18 protein-coding genes and 2 pseudogenes are annotated in these 22,924 nt (G+C 55.8%); 13 read left to right on the forward strand and 7 right to left on the reverse strand.

Translation table 11 applies throughout. The features are described from left to right. Positions 1-38: 38 nt before the first annotated feature. Together ACMWLG_RS07930 and ACMWLG_RS07935 are read right to left on the reverse strand one after the other, a co-directional pair. Positions 39-383 (reverse strand): annotated as a pseudogene (locus ACMWLG_RS07930) (BapA/Bap/LapF family prefix-like domain-containing protein); the annotation flags it as partial. Between the two features lie 121 nt (positions 384-504). Next, positions 505-1,843, reverse strand: a pseudogene (locus ACMWLG_RS07935) (TolC family outer membrane protein). Between the two features lie 739 nt (positions 1,844-2,582). Between ACMWLG_RS07935 and ACMWLG_RS07940 the strand changes: the two are divergent. Together ACMWLG_RS07940 and ACMWLG_RS07945 are read left to right on the forward strand one after the other, a co-directional pair. Beyond that, the gene (locus ACMWLG_RS07940) at positions 2,583-3,326 is read left to right on the forward strand and encodes a DeoR/GlpR family DNA-binding transcription regulator (protein WP_045399145.1); all 744 of its coding nucleotides are present in this window, start codon (positions 2,583-2,585) and stop codon (positions 3,324-3,326) included. 13 nt (positions 3,327-3,339) lie between these two features. Then, entirely contained in the window at positions 3,340-4,407 is a 1,068-nt protein-coding gene (locus tag ACMWLG_RS07945; RefSeq protein WP_045399143.1) for an oxidoreductase, read from the forward strand. A gap of 44 nt (positions 4,408-4,451) precedes the next feature. On the opposite strand, the gene cybB is transcribed toward ACMWLG_RS07945, so the two are convergent. Then, entirely contained in the window at positions 4,452-4,982 is a 531-nt protein-coding gene (gene cybB / locus ACMWLG_RS07950) for a cytochrome b561 (RefSeq protein WP_045399141.1), read from the reverse strand. Positions 4,983-5,171: 189 nt separating this feature from the next. On the opposite strand from cybB, the gene gap reads away from it, so the two are divergent. Then, the gene (gene gap, locus ACMWLG_RS07955) at positions 5,172-6,173 is read left to right on the forward strand and encodes a type I glyceraldehyde-3-phosphate dehydrogenase (protein ID WP_023311641.1); all 1,002 of its coding nucleotides are present in this window, start codon (positions 5,172-5,174) and stop codon (positions 6,171-6,173) included. A gap of 409 nt (positions 6,174-6,582) precedes the next feature. Here the strand turns inward: gap and ACMWLG_RS07960 are convergent, their stop codons facing one another. Together ACMWLG_RS07960 and ACMWLG_RS07965 are read right to left on the reverse strand one after the other, a co-directional pair. Beyond that, positions 6,583-7,383: a YdcF family protein gene (locus ACMWLG_RS07960; protein WP_045399138.1), complete on the reverse strand. Its 801-nt coding sequence runs from the start codon at positions 7,381-7,383 to the stop codon at positions 6,583-6,585. Positions 7,384-7,480: 97 nt separating this feature from the next. After that, complete coding sequence (locus ACMWLG_RS07965; RefSeq protein WP_045620236.1) at positions 7,481-7,705, reverse strand: hypothetical protein; 225 nt, start codon at positions 7,703-7,705, stop codon at positions 7,481-7,483. 67 nt (positions 7,706-7,772) lie between these two features. Between ACMWLG_RS07965 and ACMWLG_RS07970 the strand changes: the two genes are divergently transcribed. From ACMWLG_RS07970 to ACMWLG_RS07990, 5 genes are all read left to right on the forward strand, one after another. Beyond that, positions 7,773-9,092, forward strand: a complete 1,320-nt coding sequence (locus ACMWLG_RS07970) for an MFS transporter (protein ID WP_045399368.1) — start codon at positions 7,773-7,775, stop codon at positions 9,090-9,092. A gap of 158 nt (positions 9,093-9,250) precedes the next feature. Further along, positions 9,251-10,903: an MFS transporter gene (locus tag ACMWLG_RS07975; protein WP_045620235.1), complete on the forward strand. Its 1,653-nt coding sequence runs from the start codon at positions 9,251-9,253 to the stop codon at positions 10,901-10,903. Positions 10,904-10,925: 22 nt separating this feature from the next. After that, entirely contained in the window at positions 10,926-12,008 is a 1,083-nt protein-coding gene (locus ACMWLG_RS07980) for an HlyD family secretion protein (RefSeq protein ID WP_045399128.1), read from the forward strand. Beyond that, positions 12,005-13,384: an efflux transporter outer membrane subunit gene (locus ACMWLG_RS07985; protein WP_045399125.1), complete on the forward strand. Its 1,380-nt coding sequence runs from the start codon at positions 12,005-12,007 to the stop codon at positions 13,382-13,384. The genes ACMWLG_RS07980 and ACMWLG_RS07985 overlap by 4 nt, the downstream gene beginning before the upstream one ends. Before the next feature lie 75 nt (positions 13,385-13,459). Next, complete coding sequence (locus ACMWLG_RS07990; protein ID WP_045399121.1) at positions 13,460-14,119, forward strand: O-methyltransferase; 660 nt, start codon at positions 13,460-13,462, stop codon at positions 14,117-14,119. 70 nt (positions 14,120-14,189) lie between these two features. On the opposite strand, the gene hrpA is transcribed toward ACMWLG_RS07990, so the two are convergent. Next, positions 14,190-18,092: an ATP-dependent RNA helicase HrpA gene (gene hrpA, locus ACMWLG_RS07995; protein WP_045399118.1), complete on the reverse strand. Its 3,903-nt coding sequence runs from the start codon at positions 18,090-18,092 to the stop codon at positions 14,190-14,192. 205 nt (positions 18,093-18,297) lie between these two features. On the opposite strand from hrpA, the gene azoR reads away from it, so the two are divergent. Further along, complete coding sequence (gene azoR / locus ACMWLG_RS08000) at positions 18,298-18,903, forward strand: FMN-dependent NADH-azoreductase (protein WP_414762972.1); 606 nt, start codon at positions 18,298-18,300, stop codon at positions 18,901-18,903. Between the two features lie 89 nt (positions 18,904-18,992). Continuing rightward, positions 18,993-19,679: an RluA family pseudouridine synthase gene (locus ACMWLG_RS08005; RefSeq protein WP_023311632.1), complete on the forward strand. Its 687-nt coding sequence runs from the start codon at positions 18,993-18,995 to the stop codon at positions 19,677-19,679. 7 nt (positions 19,680-19,686) lie between these two features. Here ACMWLG_RS08005 and ACMWLG_RS08010 read toward each other — a convergent pair whose 3' ends face one another. Continuing rightward, positions 19,687-20,226, reverse strand: coding sequence for a DUF2058 domain-containing protein (locus ACMWLG_RS08010; protein ID WP_023311631.1), 540 nt, complete (start codon positions 20,224-20,226; stop codon positions 19,687-19,689). A 268-nt stretch (positions 20,227-20,494) separates the two neighbouring features. On the opposite strand from ACMWLG_RS08010, the gene ACMWLG_RS08015 reads away from it, so the two are divergent. The 3 genes from ACMWLG_RS08015 (at position 20,495) to ACMWLG_RS08025 (ending at position 22,909) form a co-directional block, all read left to right on the forward strand. After that, positions 20,495-21,016: a DUF2778 domain-containing protein gene (locus tag ACMWLG_RS08015; RefSeq protein ID WP_033145468.1), complete on the forward strand. Its 522-nt coding sequence runs from the start codon at positions 20,495-20,497 to the stop codon at positions 21,014-21,016. Between the two features lie 253 nt (positions 21,017-21,269). Then, positions 21,270-21,761, forward strand: a complete 492-nt coding sequence (locus ACMWLG_RS08020) for an Hcp family type VI secretion system effector (RefSeq protein WP_045399115.1) — start codon at positions 21,270-21,272, stop codon at positions 21,759-21,761. A 173-nt stretch (positions 21,762-21,934) separates the two neighbouring features. Then, positions 21,935-22,909: a DUF1852 domain-containing protein gene (locus tag ACMWLG_RS08025; protein WP_045399113.1), complete on the forward strand. Its 975-nt coding sequence runs from the start codon at positions 21,935-21,937 to the stop codon at positions 22,907-22,909. Positions 22,910-22,924 lie beyond the last annotated feature (15 nt).

Raw genomic sequence — 22,924 nt, forward strand, 5'->3', positions numbered from 1 at the left:
CTTTCCTGCTCGAGGAAAGGTTGAATGCTGCTAATCGGTGTGGCCTGCGCGGTTAACTCAGTCACCGCAGCGCCTGACGCTTCCCCGGCATCGGCAAAAGAAATATGCGTCAGTTCCTGACGGTCGTTGAACACCAGCTCTGACTGATTATGCGTTTCTGGATCTTCTGCGAAATAGTTATTGCAGCGAATAACGCTGCCATCTTTCATATAAATGAGGAGGTCTTTCCCCTGGCGGACATAACGCGCCACATCCTGAGCAGAGCCCTGGATTTCAATCACGCTCGGCGATGAAATAGAGACCGACAAATTTCCTTCGCCGGTTAATTTAGTTTTCTCCGCCGTTTTGCGAATGATGACATCAACAACTTTTATGTTACTCATATTCTTCTCCTTGCAGGTGTACGGATTCCTGTGGATATGTCCACCAAACGGATGTAGCTATCCCTGGGAAAAAACACCCATTATTTTCAGTCTTACTTTGCGCAACACTGCGCGTCTTGTATTAACTCAAGTCGGGTAATTTTGCGGCAGCGTTTTTCTCTATTCCAATAAGCGGCATTAAATTATCAACCGCGGAAGCATAATTAATTGCCGAACTCCAGCCGTCATACTCAGCGATTATTTTCGCAGATGTGGCCTGCCAGACATCCTGCTCAACGCTGAGCAGATCGTTAATGCTCCGCTTGCTCAGGGTGTATTCATTTTTATAAACATCGCGGGCCCGCAGAGCATTTTGCAGCTGTTGCTTCCCCGCCTCCATTCGTCCCCGTGCGCCGGTCCAGTCAGCCTGCGCGACGGAGGCTTTTTGCAGGACATCGAAACGCGCCTGATCGACCTGAGAGGAGGCCATGGCCCGTGCGCCCTCAGCCTGCCGAACGCGAGCAGAAACCGCGCCACCCTGATACAGCGGCGCGTCGATATTGAGCTGTATCTGGTCGTCCCAGTAGGAACGGTTGTCCGATTCATAACGGGTGCGCCCCCCCTTCAGGCTTAGCGTAGGCCAGTGCTGGGACTTCGCCGTTTCCACGCCATACTGAGCCGAGCGTTCCATGTTTTGCGCGGCCATCACTGCCGGTATCAGGGAATAATCGATGCGGTTGAGCGAGTCCGGCTCCACGGCAAGATTCGCGGGCACCGGCGAATAGGCCTCTGCCTGCATCCCGGTTAATACCGCAAGCCTGGCGCGCGCGCTGTTTAAGGCGGCGTGATACTGCGCGACCGTCGCCTGCATGCCGGCAATGCGCGTGCGGGTCTGAAGCTCATCGGAGGTGGAACTCACGCCCGCGTCTGCGCGCAGCTTTGCCAGCTGTTCGACGTTTTTGAGCGCCTGCACGTTATCTATTGCCGCCTGCAGCAGATCGGAATAGCGTTTGACCTCTACGTAGCTCAGCGCCGTTTTTTTCCGCCACGTCAGAGAGCGTGCCCATCAGCTGATAGCGGTAGCTATCGCGCTGGGCCGAAGACTGGCTGATGCTGTTATTGGTCTTGCCAAAATCGTACAGCAGCTGCGTCAGGCTCAGCCCCCAGGCGGCTGAATTCTTCAGCGACCCGCTGGAATCGGTGGTCTGGCTGTGCCCTGTACTCCCGTTCAACGATATTTGCGGCATCCAGCCGCTGCGCGCTTCATCTATTTGTGCCTGGCCAATACCTAATTGTGCGGCCTGCTGGCTAATTGACGGATCGCGATCGATAGCAAAAAGAATACTTTCTTTTAAGGTTGTTGTTGAAACGGGGGCAATACCCACCTGCCCACTATTGGCGCAGGCAGTATTTATGGCTATCGAAAATAGTGCCATCGCGGCGGTATATCGAAGTAACATAGAATTTCTCAATATCGTCATTTTATCTCCCTGACTCTGAGTGATACTCATGCAAATACCCAAAAAGAGGTACAGATAATTAGACAAATATCTTCTTTGGTTTCCTCTCCGAATTTTAGGTAATACTCCCCATACCCATGTCCATTGGAGATGAGATCTGCCTGCGTCTTATTTCAATTAAGAATTTACTTATTTCTTAAACTGGTTAGCAGCATAACAAAATGCGGTATACCCCACTACACCCACAATGTTAACGCGGTGTTACAGATAAGAAAAAACATGGGGTTTCTGGACAAAACTCTGAAAATGGAGTTTCAAATGAAACATATAAAACCACTGTTATTTAAGGAAAATTCTTAATTCGTAATATGCACATTTTTGCGTTAATTTCAGCGCGGGTCAGACACAAAGATTTTCAAAGAAGTGTCAACTTACGTAGCTTATGGGATATATTTAAAATTAAGCGCCTTTAAAAAACTAATTAAAGCAACAAAATCCTGCATAATTTTAATTACACAGCATTTAAACCCACCCAGTGGCAGTACACTGGTTGTATAAACCAAATCGTTAAATAAAACATAACAATAACATTGTGATTAACATTCAAAACGGCTTCCTTATACCTGCTTAATAAAATTTTAATAATCACCTATGTGAATCATCACACCGCTGCACATCGTCATGGCCACAATCCCCTTCTCTCTGCGTCAAAATGCTGTATTATGCAAACTATTGCGACATTTTGCAGGAATGTACCCCGATGCACAAAACCGCTCGTCAACGCTATGTCCTGGATATCCTCAGCGAGCAAGGCCAGGCCAGCATCACTGAACTGGCCGAAAAACTTCAGGTTTCAGCGGATACTATCCGTCGGGATCTGACCGATCTGGAAAACCAGGGCCTTGCACAGAAGAACCACGGCGGAGCCATCGCGCTCAACCTCTCCGCCATGAACCGTCAGGGCCGCAACACGCTGCTGCCGGAGACCAAACAGCGCCTGGGTAAACAGGTCGCACAGCAGGTTCCACCAGGCTCCACCCTGTTTCTGGATGCCGGAAGCACGGTGATGGCCGTCGCCACCTTTCTTCAGGGTCCGCTCACCGTTATTACTCCCTCACTGGATATCGCCCAGCATTTTAGCGACCGGGAAGATATTGAGCTGATCCTGCTCGGCGGGAAATGGGACCACAAGCAGCGACTGTTTGCCGGCAGCGCCACGCTGTCTTTGCTGTCCCGGTATCGGGCAGATATCGCCATTCTTGGAGCATGCGCCATTCATGCCGAGCTCGGGTTGAGCGCCGGTAAAGAAGCGGATGCCGAGGTTAAACGCGCAATGCTCGACGCAAGCCATGCGCACTGGATTGTCGCCGATCACCTGAAAATTAACCGCTGCGAGCCGTATCTGGTTTCCGGGTTATCCCGCATCCAACAACTCTTTTTAGATCGTCCCTGGCCTGAGCTTGGGGACCATAGCGCACTGCAGGTTACGGTGTGCGCGAATTAACGTGGAGAAGGTCATGAGTAAAGTTCAAACAATCAACATTGCGCTGATCGGGTATGGATTTGTCGGTAAAACCTTCCATGCTCCGCTGATCCAGTCGGTGGACGGGATTAAGCTGGCCGTGGTCTCTTCTCGTGATGAAGAGAAAGTTAAACGCGATCTGCCGGACGTACAGGTAGTTGCGACACCGGAAGAGGCCATTCAGCATCCTGATATCGATCTGGTGGTAATTGCCTCCCCCAACGCCACCCACGCCCCGCTGGCGACGCTGGCCCTGAACTCGGGGAAACACGTGGTCGTGGATAAGCCTTTTACCCTCGACATGCAGGAAGCCCGCGACCTGATTGCGCTGGCGGATGAAAAGCAGCTGCTGCTCTCCGTCTTCCACAACCGCCGCTGGGACAGCGATTTCCTCGGCATTAAGCAGATTATTGAACAAGGTACGCTCGGCAAGGTTAAACACCTGGAATCGCATATTGACCGCTTCCGCCCTGAAGTGCGCGTGCGCTGGCGCGAGCAGAACGTTCCCGGGAGCGGTCTGTGGTTTGATCTGGGCCCTCACCTGATTGACCAGACGCTACAGCTCTTTGGCCTGCCGGAGTCGGTTCAGGGGAATATCGCCACGCTGCGCGACGGCGCAGAAGTTAACGACTGGGCGCACGTGGTCTTAAACTACCCGGAGCATAAGGTCATTCTGCACGCCAGCATGCTGGTTGCTGGCGGTACGGCACGCTTTACCGCCCACGGGGACAAGGGCAGCGTGGTGAAAGCCAGAATCGACCAGCAGGAAGCGCAGCTGCTCGCAGGGGTGATCCCCGGCAGTGAAACCTGGGGCGAAGACGGCGACAGCATGGTGTTCTTTGGGGCCGACGGCGCACCGCAGACGATCCCTACCCCGAAAGGCGATCAGCGCCAGTATTACGTCAACGTACGTGATGCGCTGCTCGGGAAAATCACCAACCCTGTCCACCCTGTTGAGGCACTGGCGGTCATGGCCGTGCTGGAAGCGGCGGTGAAGTCGTCGGAGACGGGGTCAACGCAGGCGCTGGCGTTAACTGCCGAAGAGCGTGCGCTGCTGGGTTAAAAAACAAGCCGGGTGGCGCTGCGCCACCCGGCAAGCGTTAAAGACTACGAACGCTTTTTCGGCATCATGCGCAGAAGGGTATTATCTTTCCAGAAATAGTGATGCATCAGCGCCGCCGCCGCGTGCAGGCCAATCACAAAGTAGCCCAGGTTCGCCAGCGTCTCGTGCCACTCTTTCAACATATCAACCAGGTCGAAATTGGACTCCGCCGCATGCGGCATCGCCAGGCCGAAAGCAAACCAGTCGCTGCCCCGGTTATACATCATCACAATGCCTATCAGCGGCAGCGCAATAAACAGCAGATACACCACCAGATGCCCCAGATGGGACATCCCCGTTACCATCGCTTTTGGCTTCGGTTCAATCGGTGGCGCGCGGAACTTCAGGCGAACCAGAAGACGCGTCACCATCAGCACCAGGATACTGATACCGCACGAGACGTGGATCATATTGATCGCTGGACGCGCGGTGCGCGGGAAGAAACCTTTGAGTTCCATGGCGCAGTAGGCGACGATGATTAATAGAAACACCAGCCAGTGGATGCCGATTTGCAGGCTTGTATATTTAGTGCGCATGTGATTTCCCGATTAAAAACAGTTATCGCGCCAACATAATCTCCTTTCCTTAAAAATTCATTAACTTTTCTGTATGGTTTTTCAAATACTTCCTCCCGCATGAAGCATCTTCAATTGCCGCCCTGCCCGTGATGGTCTAAGCCTGGATGAGTTCAAACTGTCGCATCGACACGTTTACAGGAGAACACCATGAGTAAAATTGGCATTAACGGCTTTGGACGCATTGGGCGCCTTGTACTGCGTCGCCTTCTTGAAACCCAGGACAGCAATACCGTGGTCGCCATCAACGACCTCACCTCACCGAAAGTGCTGGCCTACCTGCTCAGGCATGATTCCAACTACGGCGGCTTCCCGTGGAGCGTGGATTTCACCGAGGATGCGCTGATTGTGGACGGCAAAACCATTGCGGTGTACGCCGAAAAAGAGGCGAAGCACATTCCGTGGAAAGCCGCAGGCGTGGATATCGTCGTGGAGTGCACCGGTTTTTATACCTCTGAAGAGAAATCACGGGCGCACCTGGACGCCGGCGCGAAGAAAGTGCTGATCTCAGCCCCTGCGGGTGACATGAAAACCATCGTCTACAGCGTGAATGACGACACCATTGACGCCAGTGACACCATTATTTCCGTCGCATCCTGCACCACCAACTGCCTCGCCCCGCTGGCGAAAGCCCTGAACGATGCGTTTGAAATAAAAGTGGGCACCATGACCACCATTCACGCCTATACCGGTACGCAGGCGCTGGTGGATGGCCCGCGCGGGAAAGACCTTCGCGCCTCGCGGGCGGCGGCAGAGAATATCATTCCCCACACCACCGGTGCCGCAAAGGCTATCGGTCTGGTGATCCCGGCGCTCAGCGGCAAGCTGAAAGGCCACGCGCAGCGCGTGCCGGTAAAAACGGGTTCGGTCACCGAGCTGGTGGCGATTCTGGGCAAGAAAGTCACCGTTGAGGAGATCAACGCCGCGCTGAAAAAGGCGACGCAGGGCAATAAATCGTTCGGGTATACCGACGAAGAGATTGTCTCGTCCGATGTGATTGGCTCGCATTACGGTTCGGTGTTTGACGCCACGCAGACGGAGGTGTCAGAAGCGGGAGAGCTACAGCTGGTGAAAGCGGTAGCGTGGTATGACAACGAGTACGGTTTCGTGACGCAGCTGGTGCGGACGCTGGATAAGTTTGCGGCGCTGTAATTCTATGCCTTTATTCAGGGCTAATATGAGCAGTGAAGCATCCCCTCTCCCTGTGGGAGAGGGTTAGGGTGAGGGGAACATACGGGTGTGGTGGTCATTCCGTTCACTTTATGTTCCTTGCTACTCTTTAACGACATAACCGGTGAACGTGCCAGGGTGGCTCAATCGCCACCACCCTGGCAACCCGGGCTCCCGGCGGTAAATCGCCGCTTCGCGGTACCCTCAGCTTATTCCTTCAGGCTATCGGGTCGGGCATGAGCCTGCATCCCTGCAGGCCACGCCCTCTCGGCGCATCCCTGCGCCTCGCCCCGGCCTTACGGAAACGCTTCGGCGATATACAGCCGGACCAGGACATTGCTGTAAGCCAAAGGTTATTCTGAAGCGGTTGTTATCGCTTCTGATTACACCCTTAAATCGAGCGCCTGGACAACGCATCCGCGAGGATCGGATCCTGCTGCAGCTGTTTCCACGCGGCAATCACCGCCTCAGGGAATTCAACGTGCGCGATAAAATCCCGCCCGACCGGACCATAGCCGTTAACGTCATCATACAAACGCGGCAGCTCCCCCAGAACCAGTGAAAGATAACGGTCAACGGGCCACAGTCCGGCGTTACCCCCACTGAACTCCACGCCCTCTTTTCCGTTTTGCAGCGTTGGCGTAAACCCGGGATGGCTTATCCACTGTGGTGATACGGGCTCATCCCGACAAACGCGGGCAAACGTCGCCATCGTTCGGCGCTGCATCGTCGGATCCTGCACCACCAGCACCCGCCCGGTCGTTCGATGACGCTGTTTCAGCATATTCCAGCTAAAACGCGCATTCTCACCGCAGTTGGTGGAGCGATCTTCAATCCACAGGCGCGCATCGGGGATCTGCCAGAACTCCCGCGCAATGTCGGCAAGAATGCTCGCTTCGGCCCGCTCTTCGACCTGTAAGGTGTGATAACGCGGATGACTGCCGATAGCTGAATATAAAAACGCGGTTGAATGACCAATACCGCCGCTAATCAGGAGCGGGATTTCTCTCTGCGCGGCAATACGGCAGGCCGCCTCAATGGTCGGGATCACCGCGTTCCCTGCCAGGATCACCGCATCGACGTCCGAGTGCAGGCGGCTGTCACTCAGGTCGTCCTGCGCCAGCCATTCACCGACAGTATTGATGGCCGCCAGGGTGGCATCCGGCAGGATGGGAAAATGGGGCTGAACCATGGTGAACTCCTCATTTATGTCTCTTCAGGGTAGCGGCTTCTTACCGATAACGCAGAGGCGGGCTCTGAAATCAGACGTTGTTTTATCGCCCAAATTGTCATTTTTCTGAAATAACCAGAAACATCCAAAAACAATCGGGTTGCACCTGCATATTATGCTTTTGGTTTTCCATCATACAAAACATCCTGTTGCACATGTTCTCTGCAAAAGCACCCAACGCTGCATATTTCACCGTGATCTGACCAGTTTTATCCCCCCTGCGCTTGCCAAACACAACATCCAACCCTAAGTTGCTTAACAATTTCACAACCTTTTCCATCATCGCAGGTTGCACCTGAAGCGCGCCAGGTGACACCTCATACATCATCAACGTGGCGGGGTTTCAGGTCATGACAGAACATGAAAGTACGACGACGGTATTACGAAAAAATAAGAAGGTGTTAATCGCCAGCCTTACCGGGAGCGCCATTGAATGGTTTGACTATTTTCTCTACGGCACCGCGGCCGCGCTGGTATTCAATAAGATCTTTTTCCCGATGGTCGATCCGGTGATCGGGCTCATTCTCTCGTATCTCTCTTTCTCATTAACCTTTTTTATTCGCCCCATTGGCGGGGTACTTTTCGCCCATATCGGCGACCGTATCGGCCGTAAAAAAACGCTCGTACTGACCCTCTCTTTGATGGGAGGTGCAACCGTCATGATCGGCCTGCTGCCCACGTATGAAATGATTGGCCTGTGGGCGCCCGCTCTGCTGATCCTGATGCGTATCATTCAGGGGATGGGCATCGGCGGTGAATGGGGCGGCGCGCTGCTGCTGGCCTATGAATACGCGCCCGAAAAACGTAAAGGCTTCTTCGGCAGTATTCCGCAGGCGGGCGTCACCATCGGCATGCTGTTGGCGACCTTTATCGTCTCGCTGATGACCCTGTTCAGCGAGGAGGACTTCCTCTCCTGGGGCTGGCGCATCCCGTTCCTGCTGAGTTCGGGTCTGGTGTTGCTCGGCCTGTGGATCCGTAAGGACATCGACGAGACGCCTGATTTCAAGAAGGTAAAACAATCGGGCCAGGTGGCGAAAGCGCCTCTGCGCGATACCCTGAAACATCACTGGCGCGAAGTGCTGATTGCCGCCGGTCTGAAGGTGGTAGAAACCGCGCCGTTCTATATCTTCTCGACGTTTGTCGTGAGCTATGCCACCACGACGCTGACGTATCAAAAATCTCAGGCGCTGGAAGCCGTGACGCTGGGAGCCCTGGTGGCCACGGTGATGATCCCGTTAATGGGGCTGCTCTCGGATAAAATTGGCCGTCAACGCATGTATGCCGCGAGCGTCTTCATCCTGGGTTTGTTTATCGTGCCGTGGTTTATGCTGCTCAATACCGGAACAACCTGGGGCATTGTGCTTGCGACGGTCATCGCCTTTGGCGTGTTGTGGGCACCGGTAACGGCGGTACTCGGCACGCTGTGCTCTGAAATTTTTAGTGCAAACGTACGCTACACCGGCATTACTCTCGGTTATCAGCTGGGTGCCGCGCTGGCAGGCGGTACCACGCCGCTGATTGCCACCGGACTGCTGGCAAAATATGACGGCGACTGGGTTCCGGTGGCCTGGTATCTTGCCGTCACGGTAGTCATTTCCCTAATCGCGATTTTCTGCGCCAGCCGCGTCAAGCGAACGACCCTTCTGCAGGCACAGCCCGAACATCTCTGATCGTTGTCGGCCCGATTTTCGGGCCGCTCTTTTTCCTTAAACTTCCCTTCTACATTTGATTAACATGCGTAAATCATATTCACTTGAATTATCATTTGCGGCAGACGTAGAATCGCTAGCCCGCTAATTATTCAATTATTTCTAAGGTAAACGACGTTATGCGCCTGCCCGAACGCGACCCTTATGCTCCTCGCGAGTGGCAGCCACATGAGAAACCCGCCCTGCTGGGTTCGCCTTCCACACCCGAGCACAGTACGCTAAAACGGATTGCCTACGGCGTCGTTGGCCTGCTGGTGTGCCTGACGGGAGCGCTGGGAAATGCGGTGGTGACCGCCAATCTGCAAAACCTGCAGGGGACCTTCGGGGCCTGGTCGACCGAAATCGCCTGGCTGCCCGCGGTCTACGTGATGACCAACATCTCTATCAACCTGCTGCTGGTCAAGTTCCGCCAGCAGTACGGTCTGCGCGCCTTCACCGAAGGTTTTCTGGTGCTGTACGTGCTGGTGACCTTTTTCCACCTGTTCGTTAACGATCTCAGCTCGGCGCTGATGGTGCGCGCCGCGCACGGGATGGTGGCCGCCGCGCTCAGCTCGCTGGGGATTTACTATCAGATCCAGGCCTGGCCTGCGAAGCACCGCCTGAAGGCGCTCACCATCGGGATTACCGGGTCGTCGCTCGCCATCCCTCTGGCCCGCCTGTTTTCCACCGAACTGCTGCAGCTGGACGAGTGGCGCGGGCTCTATTTCTTTGAGCTGGGGCTGGCGCTGATCTCCCTTGCCTGCGTGATAGCCTTAAAACTGCCGCCGGGCGACAGGCGCAAGGTCTTCGAGAAGAAAGACTTCATCACCTTCTTTTTAATGGCCCCCGGAATGGCCCTGCTCTGCGCCGTACTCTCGTTAGGCCGCCTTGACTGGTGGTTCGAAGCGCCGTGGATTGGCTGGTCGCTGGCGCTATCGCTGGTGCTGATTGTGGCGGCCATCGTCTTTGAACATAACCGCACTAACCCGCTGCTGAACACCCGCTGGCTGTCGAGCGGCAGCATCGTCCGCCTGGGGCTGATTATGCTGCTGATCCGTATCGTGCTGGCAGAGCAAAACACCGGTGTCATCGGCTGGCTGCAGTACGTAGGCTTACAGAACGAGCAGATGACGCACCTGGCGTGGTCTATTTTCGCTGGGATCGTCTGCGGAATTGTCACCAGCTGTCTCACCATCAAGCCTACGAAACTGGCGTGGCCAATCATCACGTCTCTGGCGCTGATGATTGTTGCCTCGCTGCTGGACAGCCAGTCCAACAACCTGACCCGGCCGGATCAGCTGATGCTAAGCCAGTTTCTGCTGGGCTTCGGCAGCGCCTTCTTCCTGGCACCCGCCATGCTGGCCGCCATTGGCGGGGTGATCGCCGACCCGCGCAACCTGGTCAGCTTCTCGGTGATGTTTGGCATGAGCCAGAACCTCGGCGGCCTGCTGGGCTCCGCGATCCTCGGCACCTTCCAGACCTGGCGCGAGAAGTACCACTCCAGCCTGCTGGCGGACCAGCTCACCACGCTCAACCCGCTGGTCAACGAGCGAATTCAGCTTTATACCCAGATGTATAAAAGCCTGATTGGCGACAGCGCGCTGCTGGGAACGCAGGCGATAACGCAGCTGCAAACGGTCACAACGCTGGAGGCGAATATTCTGGCTTATAACGATACTTATCTGCTGACGGCGGGCATCGCTGCCGCCACGCTGGTCTGGATTTTATGGCGCTTGCTGCGCCTGCGCATCACTGCCCGTCTGGCGCTGAAGAACGCCACCGGCAACAAATAATTGAAAGAGTTCTGGAGAGTTTATGAGTCAGCAGGATGCCGCCAAAGAGCAGGCCAACACCCGCAAAAATGTGCGCATTGTTTCCGTTTTTACCGCCGCCGCCATCGGTATTGTTGGCGTGCTGGTGATCCTTTACGCGTGGCAGTTGCCGCCGTTCACCCGCCACGCACAGTTTACCGATAATGCCTACGTGCGCGGTCAGACGACGTTTATAAGCCCGCAGGTAAACGGCTATATCACTGAGGTCAAGGTTCAGGACTTTGAGCAGGTCAAAAAAGGCGATCTGCTGGTGCAGATCGATGACCGAATCTATCGGCAGCGCGTGCATCAAGCCGAGGCGCAGCTGGCGATGAAAATTGCCGCCCTGAATAACAACCTGCAGCAGCGTAAAAGCGCCGAAGCCGTCATCGCCAAAAATGACGCCGCGCTGAAAAATGCCCGCGCCCAGAGCCTGAAAAGCCAGGCGGATTTAAAGCGGGTGAAAGAGCTGACTTCCGACGGCTCGCTTTCCATTCGCGAGCGCGACGCGGCGCTGGCCAGTGCCGCCCAGGGCAGTGCCGACATCGACCAGGCGAAAGCCGCCCTTGAGATGTCGCGACAGGATCTGCAGACGGTGATTGTGAACCGCGGCGCGCTGGAGGCGGATGTCGACAATGCGAAAGCGGCGCTGGAGCTGGCGCAAATTGACCTGCAAAACACCCGCATTATCGCCCCGCGCGACGGCCAGCTCGGCCAGATTGCCGTGCGTCTCGGGGCGTACGTGACCGCCGGGACCCATCTCACCACCCTTGTGCCTCCGCAGCACTGGGTTATCGCCAATATCAAAGAGACGCAGTTGGCGGAGCTGCGCGTCGGCCAGCCTGTCAAATTCACCGTCGATGCCCTGAACAACAAAGCGTATCAGGGCCGCGTGGAGAGCATCTCGCCGGCAACCGGCGTGGAGTTCAGCGCCATCACGCCGGACAACGCCACCGGCAACTTTGTCAAAATCGCCCAGCGTATTCCGGTGCGCATCGAGGTGCTCGGTAAGCCTGAGGAGTCCGCCCTGCTGCGTCCGGGCATGTCGGTGCAGGTGACCATTGATACGCGGGAGGGCAAACAATGACCCTTCGCCCGATAGCCGGTCTGGTGCTGGCGGTCATGCTGGCCGGATGCCAGTCCGTTGACGTAAAACCAGCGCAGCCGACGCTGCAAATCCCTGCGCAGTGGCGTGCCGATTCTGGTCCTGCCAGCCCGGCGGAGCAGCTCTGGTGGCGCAATTTTCATGACAACAACCTCAACCGCTACGTGGATCGGGCGCTAAAGAACAACAGCGACGTGCTGATCGCCCGCGAACGGATTAACGAGTATCAGGCGCGGGTCTTTGCGGCCGACGGCAGCCTGTTTCCGTCGCTTGACGCGGGCGTAACGGGGACCCGCGCCCGTTCGCAGTCCGCCGCGACCGGACTGCCGGTCTACGGCACGCTGTACAGAGGTAGCCTGACGGCGAGCTATGACGTGGATATCTGGGGCGTCAACCGCAGCACGGCCAGAGCCGCCGAGGCTTCGCTGGCGGCGCAAAAAGCCGCCGCTGCCGCCGCGGATTTGACCGTCGCGTCTTCCGTTGCGTCCGGGTATGTCACCCTGCTCTCGCTTGACGAACAGCTGCGGGTGACCGAATCCACGCTGAAATCGCGTGAAGAGGCATTTAACCTCGCGAAACGTCAGTTTGAGACGGGCTACAGCTCGCGTCTGGAGCTGATGCAGTCGGATTCCGAACTCCGCTCAACGCGAGCGCAGGTTCCCGTGCTGCAGCATCAGATTGCACAGCAGGAGAACGCCTTGAGCCTGCTGCTGGGAAGCAATCCCGGCGCGGTAGCGCGCAGCGAGAGCTTTGAGACGCTAACGCCGCTGACGCTGCCGTCACAGCTGCCTTCTACGCTCCTGAACCGTCGGCCGGATATCGTTCAGGCCGAACGCCAGCTGGTTGCGGCGGACGCCTCGCTTGCCGCGTCGCGCGCGAGCCTGCTGCCGTCGATCAACCTGACCGCAACAGGATCGATACAGGATCGCACCCTGTCCGGCCTGCTGGACAACCCGCTTCAGCTCTGGAGCGTCGGGGGCAGTATTCTTGCCCCGCTGCTGAACCGCCAGGCGCTGAATGCGCAGGTGGATATTTCCCAGTCCCAGCGTAACCAGGCGCTGTACGCCTATGAAAAAACCGTGCGTAACGCGTTTGCCGAAGTGAACAACAGCCTTGATGCGATTACGCGCTATCAGGAACAGCTGACCGAGCTGCTTGCCCAGCAGGAGGTGGCGCAGGAGACGCTGCGCATTGCGCAGAACCGCAATCGTAACGGCTACTCCTCTTATCTGGACGTGCTTGACACGCAGCGCACGCTGTACTCGGTGCAGACCAGCGTGGTGCAGGTGAAAAATAACCTGCTGCTGGCGCAGATCGATCTGTACAGGGCGCTCGGCGGCGGCTGGAAGAGCGCGTGAACCGCCTTGCGCGCTGATGCCCTCACCCCGACTCTCTCCCACAGGGAGAGGGAGAAAAATCCAAGGAGTCAATCTATGCAACAAAAATGGTCTGCCGTAGATAATTACATGATTTCTTCTCTTATCCCTGACGATGACGTACTGAATCAGGTTCTGGAAAACAACAAACGCGCCGGGCTCCCCGAGCACGACGTAGCGGCCAATCAGGGGCAACTGCTGGCGCTGTTCGTGCGCATGACGCAGGCAAGACGTGTTCTTGAGATCGGGACGCTGGGTGCCTATAGCTCAATCTGGATGGCGCGCGCCCTGCCGCCGGACGGTAAGCTGATTACGCTTGAGGCCGATCCCACGCATGCCCGCGTTGCGCGCGAGAATATTCAGCTTTCGGGGTTAAACGAACGCATTGAATTAATTGAGGGCCCGGCGCTGAGTTCGCTGGAAAATTTCGGCAACGTTCCCCCGTTCGACCTGATCTTTATTGATGCCGATAAGCCAAACAATCCCGGCTATCTGGAGTGGGCGCTGCACTATTCCCGCCACGGTACGGTGATTATCGGCGATAACGTGGTGCGTGACGGCGGGGTAATCAACGGGGAAAGCGACGACGCGCGCGTGCTGGGGGTGCGGCGTTTTATTGAGATGACAGGAGATAATCCGCGCTTAACCGCCACCGCGCTGCAAACGGTGGGGGTTAAGGGATGGGATGGGTTTACGCTGGCGATTGTGAACGGGTGAAAATTGTGCGGGCTGATGCCCTCACCCCGACCCTCTCCCACAGGGAGAGGGAGAAAACCGGGCAAGGGTTTTAAGCTGAAATCTGCTCCATCGCCTGCAGAATACGCTTATCCGAAATCGGATACGGCGTACCGAGCTGCTGGGCAAAGAAGCTGACGCGCAGCTCCTCGATCATCCAGCGGATCGCCTGCACGTCTTCATCATCGCGGCGAGCAGGCGGCAGTTTGTTGAGCCACTGCTGCCACGCCTGCTGCACGCTCTCCACTTTCAGCATCTGCGCGCGATCGCGGTGCGGATCGATGGCCATCTTCTCAAGACGTTTTTCAATCGCCTGCAGATAGCGCAGCGTATCGCCGAGACGATTGAAGCCGTTGCCGGTCACAAAGCCGCGATAGACCAGCCCCGCCATCTGCGCCTTCACGTCCGAGAGCCCCAGCGCCATGGTCATATCCACGCGCCCCTTCAGGCGCTTGTTAATATTGAACACGGCGGTAAGGATCTGCTCGACCTGTTTGGCAATCTCCACCACGGTGTCGTTCAGCTCCGCGCGCACCTTTTCATGGAGCTGAGCAAAGCCCTCTTCCGTCCAGACCGGACCGCCCGCCTCGTGGATCAGCTTGTCCACGCCGCAGGAGATGCAGTCGTCAATCAGATCCAGCACCTTGCCGTACGGGTTAAAGTACAGCCCGAGCTTGGCTTTGTTCGGCAGCTTCTCGTGCAGATACTTGATCGGCGACGGGATGTTGAGCAGCAGCAGGCGACGCAACCCGCGCCACATCATCTGCTGCTGTTCCTGCGGATTATCAAACAGTTTGATCGCCACGCTGTCGCGCTCGTCCACCAGCGCAGGCCAGGCTTTGACCTTATAGTTACCGCGCTTCTGTTCGTAGCTTTCCGGAAGCTGACCAAAGCTCCAGATATGCAGCCCGCTCTGCTCGATACCGTCGTCCGCCACCGCAGACAGCGTTTCCTGAACTTTGCCTTTCAGCGCCTCTTTCAGCTCGCTCAGTGAACGCCCTTCCAGCAGCTTTTTGTTTTTATCATCCACCACGCGGAAGCTGATTTTCAGGTGATCGGGCACCTGATCCCAGTTCCAGTCTTCGCGGTCGATGGTGGTGCCGGTCATGCGTCGGAACTCACGCTCGAGCGCGTCCAGCAGCGGCAGCTCCAGCGGCGTGACGCGGCCTAAAAAGGCTTCCGCATAGTTTGGCGCAGGCACAAAGTTACGGCGCACCGGTTTCGGCAGGGATTTAATCAGCGCAATCACCAGCTCGCGGCGCAGGCCGGGGATTTGCCATTCAAACCCGCCCTCATCAACCTGGTTTAGCAGCGGCAGCGGAATATGAACGGTCACACCATCCGCGTCGGCACCCGGTTCAAACTGATACGTCAGGCGCAGCTTGAGGTTGCCCTGATGCCAGAAGTTCGGGTAGTCGAGCTTGCTGACCGACTCCGCCCCCTCTTTAATCAGCATGCTCTTTTCGAAGTTGAGCAGGTCCGGCGTCTCTTTGCTGGCCTTCTTCCACCAGCTGTCGAAGTGGCGGGCGGAGATGACATCGTGGCTGATGCGCTGGTCGTAAAACTCAAACAGCGCCTCATCGTCCACCAGAATGTCGCGGCGGCGGGACTTGTGCTCAAGCTCCTCCACTTCCGCGCGCAGCTTCAGGTTTTCGCGGAAGAAGGCGTGGCGCGTCTGCCAGTCTCCCTCCACCAGCGCGTGGCGGATAAACAGCTCGCGGCTGAGCGCCGGGTCAATCTGGCTGTAGTTGACCTTCCGCGCGGCAACCACCGGCAGGCCGTAAACGGTCACCTTCTCGGTCGCCATTACCGCGCCCTGCGCGCGCTCCCAGTGCGGTTCACTGTACGAGCGCTTAAGCAGATGCTGCGCCACCGGCTCCACCCATTCCGGATCGATACGCGCGGCAATGCGCCCCCACAGGCGGCTGGTTTCCACCAGCTCCGCGACCATGGTCCATTTCGGCGGCTTTTTGAACAGGCCGGAACCGGGGAAGATGGAGAAACGGGCGTTGCGCGCGCCGGTATACTCCTGCTTTTCGGCGTCCTTCATCCCAATGTGGGACAGCAGGCCGGTCAGCAGCGCGATATGAATCTCGCGGTACTCCGCCGGCTCGCTGTTGACCGGAATGCCCAGCTCTTTCACCACCTGGCGCAGCTGGGTGTAGATATCCTGCCACTCGCGCACGCGCAGGTAGTTGAGGAAATCCACGCGGCACTGGCGGCGGAACTGGTTCGAGGAGAGCGCTTTCTGCTGCTCGCCGAGATAGTTCCACAGGTTTACGAAGGCGAGGAAGTCGGACTCTTTGTCGTGGAAGCGACGATGCTTTTCGTCAGACGCCTGCTGTTTGTCCATCGGACGCTCGCGCGGGTCCTGAATGGAGAGCGCCGAGGTAATGATCATCGCCTCGCGCACGCAGCCGTGCTTTTGCGCTTCCAGCACCATACGGGCCAGACGCGGATCCACCGGCAGCTGGCTGAGCTGGCGGCCCAGCGGCGTCAGCTTGTTGACCGTCGCCTGCTCGTCGGTGGTAATGGCGCCGAGCTCTTCCAGCAGACGCACGCCGTCCTGAATGTTGCGTTTGTCCGGCGCTTCGACAAACGGGAACGCGGCGATGTCGCCCAGCCCCAGCGCGGTCATCTGCAGGATAACGGACGCCAGGTTGGTGCGCAGAATTTCCGGGTCGGTAAACTCCGGGCGCGACAGGAAATCATCTTCGGAATAGAGACGAATACAGATCCCTTCCGACACGCGGCCGCAGCGGCCCTTACGCTGGTTAGCGGACGCCTGGGAGACCGGCTCAATCGGCAGCCGCTGGACCTTCGTGCGGTAGCTGTAGCGGCTGATGCGCGCCGTGCCCGGGTCGATCACGTATTTGATCCCCGGTACGGTCAGCGAGGTTTCCGCCACGTTGGTCGCCAGCACGATGCGTCGCCCGCCGTGCGGCTGGAAGACGCGGTTCTGCTCGCTGTTCGAAAGGCGCGCGTAAAGCGGCAGGATCTCCGTATGGCGCAGGTCGCGCTTGCTGAGCGCATCGGCGGTATCGCGAATTTCGCGTTCGCCGCTCATGAAGATCAGGATGTCGCCCGCGCTCTCGTTGCCCAGCTCGTCAACGGCGTCGAAGATAGCCTGCAGCTGGTCGCGCTCGGTATCATCCGCCTCTTCCACAATCGGGCGATAGCGCACTTCCACCGGATACGTGCGTCCTGACACCTCGATAATCGGCGCATTGTTGAAATGCTTTGAGAAGCGCTCAGGGTCGATGGTCGCGGAGGTGATGATGATTTTCAGATCCGGGCGACGCGGCAGCAGCTCTTTCAGGTAGCCGAGCAGGAAGTCGATGTTCAGGCTGCGCTCGTGCGCTTCGTCAATGATGATGGTGTCGTACTGCATCAGCAGGCGATCCTGCTGGATTTCCGCCAGCAGAATACCGTCGGTCATCAGCTTGACCATGGTGTTATCGCTAACGTGGTCGCTGAATCGCACCTTGTAACCGATGCAGCCGCCCGGCTCCGTCTGCAGCTCTTCGGCAATACGGTTCGCCACGGTGCGCGCCGCCAGTCGACGCGGCTGGGTGTGGCCTATCAGCCCTTTTAGCCCGCGTCCCAGCTCCATACAGATCTTCGGCAGCTGGGTGGTTTTCCCCGAGCCGGTTTCCCCCGCCACAATCACCACCTGGTGGTCGCGGACGGCCTCAAGGATGTCCTGTTTTTTCTGGCTGACGGGCAGGTTTTCCGGGTAGGTAATCGCCGGGCGCGCGGTTTCGCGCAGCACAACTTTCCCTGCTGCCTGTTCAATCTCTTTCGCCATCTCCTGGTAAATGGCCTGTTGAGCATCAGGATTTTTAACCTTCTTAACGCCGTGCAGACGGCGGGCGAAGCGCTGTTTGTCGCGCAGCATCAGAGAATCGAGCTGTTGCAGGAGCATCGGGAAGGTCAATTTTTGTTGTTCTGTCATAGCGTTAAAGGGCAGTACACGCCCTGATAAACTCTCTTTTTAATGATTGCTATAGAGTACCACAATGACGCCTTTCGCGCCTTATTCAAAAAATTCGAACATAGGCTTCGATATATTGCGCTATCTCTGTGGCAGGATTGTGAATAGAGTGTCAACAAGCAACGGGGCAACCCCCTTCAATCAAATGCAACAACAGGAATCACCCATGAGCAAAGTATTAGTTTTGAAATCCAGTATTCTGGCAGGGTACTCTCAGTCTGGTCAGCTGTCTGATTACTTCGTTGAACAGTGGCGTGAACAGCATTCCGCTGACGAAATCACCGTGCGTGATCTGGCTGCAAACCCAATTCCTGTGCTGGACGGCGAGCTGGTTGGCGCGCTGCGCCCAAGCGATGCACCGCTGTCTCCACGTCAGCAGGAAGCCCTGGCCCTGTCCGACGAGTTGATTGCTGAGCTGCAGGCGCACGACGTTATCGTCATCAACGCCCCGATGTACAACTTCAACATCCCTACCCAGCTGAAGAACTACTTCGACCTGGTGGCGCGCGCTGGCGTAACCTTCCGTTACACCGAGAACGGCCCTGAAGGTCTGGTGAAAGGCAAGCGTGCGATCGTACTGACCAGCCGTGGCGGTATCCATAAAGACACCCCAACCGACCTGGTTGCGCCGTACCTGAGCCTGTTCCTGGGCTTCATCGGCATCACTGACGTGAACTTCGTGTTCGCTGAAGGTATCGCTTACGGTCCGGAAGTGGCGATCAAAGCGCAGACCGATGCGAAAGCCGCTATCGACAGCCTGGTAGCAGCCTAAGACTTCACCCTCTCACCGCCTGGTGGGAGGGTTTTTCTTTTCCCCGCATTTCGTTATCATCCGCTCCCACTCTCCAGCCGGGCGGCCTGATGTCTGCGATTATTGATTCTTTTATTGCCCCACCGTGTCACGACGACATTCAGATCCTCTGGCAGGATGAACATCTGCTGCTGATCGATAAGCCTTCCGGTCTGCTCAGCCTCTCGGGCAAAAATCCGCAAAACCTTGATTCCGTCCATTATCGTCTGGTCCAGACGTTCCCCGGCTGCACGCTGGTACACCGTCTGGATTTCGGCACGTCCGGGCTAATGGTGGTTGCGCGCAATAAGGCCATCAACGCGGCGCTGTGCCAGCAGTTCAGCCAGCGCAGCGTGGAGAAGGTCTACAGCGCCCTGCTTTGCGGCCATGTGGAAAACGACGAGGGAATAATAGACGCGCCGATTGCCAAAGACCCGGCGCTGTTTCCGCTGATGTCGATTTGCGCCATCAACGGAAAACCCGCCCGCTCCCGCTATCGGGTCGTGGAACGTTTTTATCAGGGTACGGGACTGCCGTTAACGCGGGTGATACTGACGCCGGAGACCGGGCGAACCCATCAGCTGCGTATTCACTGCCAGCAGCTGGGACACCCGATTCTGGGCTGCGACCTGTATGGCGGTCTTGAAGCGCTGGGGGCTGAGGAAACGCCCCGGCTGATGCTGCATGCAAGCGAGTTGAATTTTATTCATCCCGTCAGCGGAGAGCCGGTTAACGCCCGTCACGCCGCCCCGTTCTGAATGCGGTTTACCACATCAAATCGTCAGGGATTTTGAAGTCCGCGTACGGATCGTCTTCGTCCTGCTCTTCCTGGCTGAGCGCGCTGTTTAACACGATGCTGTCGGCATCGCGCTGGGCAATTTTATCGGCCACCACCGCCGGAATAATCGCGTATTCACAGTCGCCGCTGGCGTTGATGACCAGACGGGCAATCGCCAGACGGCCGTTGATCAGCTGAGCCTGAGTTTGCTTGTCGACGTCGATTTTTTTGATCAGATTGCCGTCGGTGAAGTTAAAGGTGATGTTGCCTTTCGCCACGGTGATGCGGTTCATCTCAATCAGCTGCTTCACCTGCGCCTTAAACTCTTTCGCCAGCACGGCCTGCTTCTGCTGCTCGCTCAGCAGCTTGTCGCGCTCGATCTGCGCTTTCTTGTTCTCTTCTACCGCTTCCCGAGCCTCGCGCGCCTGAACGCGTGATTTCTTTGCCGTGCGCTGCACTTTCGCCGCTTTTTTGCTGCTGACTAAGCCCGCTTTCAGCATCTGCTCTTGTAAGGTGAGTTTTGTCATGATTGTTTCTAAACCGGTTGGAAATTTTGGGGATTATAGCGGGAATTGCGGAGCCTGTGCCAGAGAAGTAGGCATGGCGCTTTGTCGCCTGAGCTTTGTTTATTCTTTATTCAGCGTTTACTAACGTTACGGCCGCAAGACTGATTAAAAAATGTCAGGTCATTTTCTTAAAAAAAATCAGCAACTCATAAATATGATGTGAGTTGAATATCTGTACCCGCTTCAGGCGTAGGCTGCTTTTCTCTTATTAAAAGAGTAAGGAAAAAATATGGCCTTAAAAGGAACAATGCTGCTTAACGATGCTGACTATGCGCCTTTTAACCTGCACGGCGTTGGCGTGTTTATGGCCCATTCCGGGCAGGGAATTTACAGAAACAATGGATTATGTGGTGCTGTTAAAGGCTCAGGTCCAATTCCCCCTGGGAAATACTGGATTGTTGACAGAGGGACTGGAGGTTTCTTTTCAGGGTTAAAAGCGAAGGTTCAGGATCGGTGGAACAAGGTTAGATCCGGGGCAGAATTTGGCCGCGATGAGTGGTTTGCTTTATACAAGGATGACTGGGGTATCGATGATGGCACCTGGATTGATAACGTCTATCGGGGTTTGTTTCGGCTGCATCCGGGTACGCTATCTGAGGGATGTATCACGATTGCCCATGATTCTGATTACGCATTGATCCGCAATGCTCTGATGAGTACGGAACTTATTCAGGTTCCCTGTATGCGTTCACTGATGGCACGCGGCTGGGTTGAGGTGATTGAAAGTGGCTACACCAACACTTGTCCGTAAATGGGGCATCAGGCTATTCAAAACGGTCTGGTTTCTATGCATCAGCATTATAGTAGGCCGCATATTGGGACCCGCTGAACGCTATCTTGATCATGACGTGGCCTCATCTATATGTGATTTTATTTATGGCGACGTGAATGCTGAAACAATATATGACACATATACCAATATCGATATTTTAATTGTACTGACCCTCGCCACGGTTATTTATCGCTTAACAACACTGCTACTCAAGAAAATAAGGAAATAAAGAATGCCAATTCCTCCCTACATGTGGCTAAAAGACGATGGTGGAGCAGATATTAAAGGTTCCGTTGATGTTCAGGACCGTGAAGGTAGCATTGAGATCATAGGGCTGAGTCATGGCCTAAACCTATCGGTAGACAGCGCTAACGGCAAGATCACCGGCACGCGTCAACACTCATCCATGCGGATTGAAAAGGAAGTTGATAGCTCCACGCCCTATCTCTATAAAGCAGCATCTACCGGTCAGGCGCTTAAAAGCGCTGAAATAAAGTTCTATCATATCAATGATGCCGGACAGGAAGTCTGTTATTACACCGTCTTGATGGAGAACGTAAAGGTTACGGGTGTTAACTGCAGCGTGCCGAACGTGAAGATCGCTGCCAACAATAAAATGAACCATGTTGAAAGCGTAAGTCTGCAGTACGAAAAAATCACCTGGCGCATTGTCGACGGCAACATCATGCACAGTGACGCCTGGAACGAACGTCCTACAGCATAACGCTAAGGGGCGCGATGCCCCTTACTCTTCCTATCCTGGCATGTGCGCAACACTGTTCATGAACTTCGCTCATGTTGCATTGAAATTAAGTCACTTCCCCTGCGCCGCGGGCTGAGGCATAAATTATGCATCGGTAACTTCTTAGCAACATGAACTTAGGATGCATAACCACAATGAGCAAAGCTTTCACATATACCCTTAAGCGCAGTTGCTTCGATGAGAATTACAACCCGTCAGAAAATACGCGTACGACCACCAACTTTGCCAACCTGGCGCGCGGGGAAAAGCGTCAGGAAAACCTGCGCAATACGCTGGTGATGATCAACAACCGCTTTAACGCCCTGGCGCGCTGGGATAACCCAAACGCCGATCGCTACGCGGTTGAGCTGGAAATTATCTCTGTCGATTTGAACATTGGCGCGGAAAAACCGTTCCCGGCCATTGAGATTCTGCAAACCACCATTGTCGACAAGAAAAACAACCAGCGTATCCCTGGCATCGTCGGAAATAACTTCTCTTCTTACGTGCGGGATTATGATTTCAGCGTGCGCCTGCTGGAACACAACAAGAACCAGCAGCACTTCAGCATTCCGGAAAAGTTTGGCGAACTGCACGGCAATATTTTCCGCCACTTTGTCAATTCGCCGGAATACAATGAAAACTTCAGCAAGGGTCCGGTGGTCTGCCTGAGCGTCTCCAGCAAAGACACCTACCGCCGCACCGGTAACCAGCACCCGGTACTGGGCATTGAATATCAGCCGGATGGCGAGTCGCTGACGGAACAGTACTTCGCGAAGATGGGCCTGAAGGTTCGCTACTTCATGCCGGAAAACAGCGTGGCGCCGTTCGCGTTCTTCTTTACCGGGGATTTGCTGAGTGACTACACCGATCTGGAGCTGATTGCCACCATCAGCACGATGGAGACGTTCCAGAAAATCTATCGCCCGGAAATTTATAACGCGAACTCGGCGGCGGGACTGTGCTACCGACCGGATCTGAACCAGCAGGATCACTCCTTAACCAAAATTGTTTATGACCGGGAAGAGCGTAGCCGACTGGCGATTGAACAGGGTCGCTTTACCGAAGAATACTTCATTAAGCCTTACCAACACATTCTTGAGCAGTGGTCTGATAACTACACGCTTTAATTCATCAAAAAAGGT

Source organism: Enterobacter sp. 01-M-02-SI-ECC (assembly GCF_047530595.1).
Taxonomy (GTDB): Bacteria; Pseudomonadota; Gammaproteobacteria; order Enterobacterales; family Enterobacteriaceae; genus Enterobacter; species Enterobacter cloacae_M.